At 44.0% G+C, this 3,401-nt stretch carries 1 protein-coding gene and 1 pseudogene; both read left to right on the top strand.

Annotated features, from left to right (window positions below; all coding sequences use genetic code 11):
- A pseudogene (locus tag F6K20_RS30220) lies at positions 1-2,398 on the top strand (hypothetical protein); the annotation flags it as partial.
- Between the two features lie 117 nt (positions 2,399-2,515).
- Positions 2,516-3,401, top strand: an 886-nt coding sequence (locus F6K20_RS30215; RefSeq protein ID WP_287297164.1) for an eCIS core domain-containing protein, incomplete at its 3' end; no start/stop codon positions are given.

Here is a 3,401-nt window from a genome sequence, read left to right as displayed (position 1 = left end):
GAAAACCATTAACTTAGATGGATTACCACTCAATACAACTATTGAAATTACCATCATCTATCAGGAAATTCAGGATAAGCCTTACCGACTAGGTAAGGAAACTAAATACAGTCGCACCACTGAACGTCCCAAATTTCTCATCTACGGTGGTATACAAAGAGAACACTGTGATGAAGATAAGGTGGAGGTAAGAACTGGTAGTGCCCCTACCGATGATAATGTGATTCGGTTAGCACGGGTGACCCTAGACAACAACGGTAACGTTAGTACAGTGGATAATTCTGTACGGAAACTAGCTAGTGATAAGTTATCTACCCTGGATAAGTTAGAGGTAGATGGTACGATTTCTGCTACCAACTTAAATCTGACAGGAGACTCGACTATCGATGGTTCCCTGACAGTGAATGGAAACCTGGAAGTAAAAGGGGATGTGATTGCCCGTGATACCGAGCATATTGCTGGGAATGTGTCCTTGGGGGACCAAGACAGTGATGAAGTGAAAGTTACAGGGGTAATTCGCTCTGGGCATTCATCTGGGTCACTTAGGATAGATGATGCGTTACATACCACGGGTGCTCTGACAGTGGATGGTAATGTTGGTATTGGCACAAATAATCCTAGGCAAAAATTAGAGGTAAATGGAACTGTCAAGGCCACTAGGTTTGAAGGGGATGGTTCTGGTTTAACTGGGATTAGTGCTGGCGGTGAAACCAAGTGGTCTGATGGTGATAGTAACAGGATTTACTATAATGCTGGCAATGTCGGCATTGGCACAAATAATCCTAGTGAAAAATTAGAGGTAAATGGAACTGTTAAGGCAAAGTCGCTGACTATCGAAGACAACCTCACTGTCAATGGCAATATTACAACCTCTGGCATGATTAGGGGGTCATCAATGCCGCCTAATCTAATCAGAAATTCCTACATGAATATACTCGATGGCAACAAGCCTGCTGGGTACAGTGTCTTTGGGAATGTTACTTTAGAAGCAGCACACCCTTTCACAAAAGGGTTTGAAGGACCCTATGTAGGCAAAAAACCAGCCAATGCTGCCGATAGTGTAGATGATGCAACCGAAGAAAATCCCTATTGGTTTGGCAGAACTAACAAAGGTGCGCGAATAAAAAGAGGTGGTTTAGCTGATGGTTGGGCTAGTTTTCGTGACGGTAGGATTTTGAAAATTACTGGGGATAATTCAGGACCACATACCATGATACTTTTTACCTTTGAGTCCCGAGGTAATTTTTTAACCAAAAAGTACGTACATCTCAAAGCTTGGCTCAAGATTTCTTCCGGTAAACAAGTGGGATTTGGCGAACTTGCTGGGTGGTCTAATAAGGTTAGAGGGGGCATTGGCATTACGAAAGAGCAAAGTGATAATGCTCCAGATGGTTGGTATCGAGTAGATGGCGTAATTCCCACATCTGAGGTAACGAGATTCGGTGGTCAGAGTTTTTCTATGGGTATAGCGGGTGACGACGCTGACGGATCTTTTGAAGTATATCTAGCCTTACCATACCTAGCCAATTTAGATAATGATAGCTGGCTTCCTAGTGTTTCTGATATGCTTTCGCGGGATGGGCTAACAGTTCATCCTAGTTCTAGTAACGTTGGTATTGGGACAACAAATCCTAGTACAAAATTAGAGGTGGATGGAACTGTTAAGGCGACTAAATTTGAGGGAAACGGTTCTGTCGGTAATGCGGAATTAGCTAATAACTCAGTGACCAATCAAAAAATTGCTAATAACTCGGTCAACGCTGCCAAAATTCAAAATGGCACTGTCGGTAATGCCGAATTAGCCAATAACTCGGTCACCAATCAAAAAATTGCTAATAATGCAGTCAACGCTGCCAAAATTCAAAATGGCACTGTCGGTAATGCGGAATTAGCCAATAACTCGGTCAACGCTGCCAAAATTCAGGACGGGACCGTGGGTACTGCGGAGTTAGCCAATAACTCGGTCACCAATGCCAAAATTGCCAATAATGCAGTCAACGCTGCCAAGATTCAAAACGGCACTGTCGGTACTGCGGAATTAGCCAATAACTCGGTGACCAATGCCAAAATTGCCAATAATGCAGTCAACGCCGCCAAGATTCAAAACGGCACTGTCGGTACTGCGGAATTAGCCAATAACTCGGTCACCAATGCCAAAATTGCTGATAAAAGTATTAGCATGGTTAAACTTGATGATGTCACTAGGAGGGAACTGGATAACGCTTCTCAGGTTCAAAGTCTACAAACGCAAATCAGAAATCTAGAACGGCGAATCAGAGTTATAGAACGGCGATTACGTATAGATATTGTTGTCCCTGATCCTGACCCTGATGATCCTATTATTACACCTAATCCTCCACAGATTCCTGACCCTGAGCCTAACATAGATATTCCTTAGCAATAAAGCTAACGGTTCAAAGCTTACTGGCGTTACAACCAGAACATTAGCATACACTCAGTCTGTAAAAATTGCATCATCATATTAGTAGGAACGGCCAAGGAAAAGGTGAACCATATGGGATATCAACGGGCAAGCCAAACCAAAAACAACCAAATAACCCCAAAGGGAAAAACCGTTCAAGCCAAGCCAACCCCCTTGGCTACCCATAGTCCGGTTCACCCCCTCCTGCAACTCCAACGAAAACTGGGAAACCAAGCAGTTAATCGCCTGATCCAGACAAAAATGCAAGTGGGGGAACCAAATGATGTGTACGAGAAGGAGGCAGACAGTGTTGCAGCCCAAGTAATGCGCATGCCAGCACCCTCAGTGCAAAATTCCATGGAGGAAGAAGAAATACAAACTAAGCCGATCGCCTTACAGTTACAATCCGAGGAAGAGGAAATTCAAACTAAGCCGATCGCCCTACAGTTACAATCCCAGGAAGAGGAGATTCAAACTAAGCCGATAGCCCTACAGTTACAATCCCAGGAAGAAGAAATACAAACTAAGCCGATCGCGCTACAGTTACAATCCCAGGAAGAAGAAATACAAACTAAGCCGATAGCGCTACAGTTACAATCCGAGGAAGAGGAAATACAAACTAAGCCGATAGCGCTACAGTTACAATCCGAGGAAGAGGAAATACAAACTAAGCCCATAGGGCTACAGTTACAATCCGAGGAAGAAGAAATACAAACTAAAGCAAATCCTGGTCAAACCCCACAAGTATCATCTAATTTAGAAACCAAAATCCAATCCCGACGGGGTACCGGTCAACCTCTGCCAGACTCTACCCGTGCTTTCATGGAACCCAGATTTGGGGCTAACTTTAGTGGCGTGCGGGTGCATACTGACTCTAGTGCGGTACAGATGAATAAGGAGTTGGGAGCCCAAGCCTTTACCCATGGTAGGGATATTTTCTATGGTGCGGGGAAGTCTCCTGGTAAGAATAGTTTGACGA

This window comes from Moorena sp. SIO2C4 (genome assembly GCF_010672485.1).
Lineage (GTDB): Bacteria > Cyanobacteriota > Cyanobacteriia > Cyanobacteriales > Coleofasciculaceae > Moorena > Moorena producens.
This window is presented reverse-complemented; position numbering and strand designations above follow the sequence as displayed.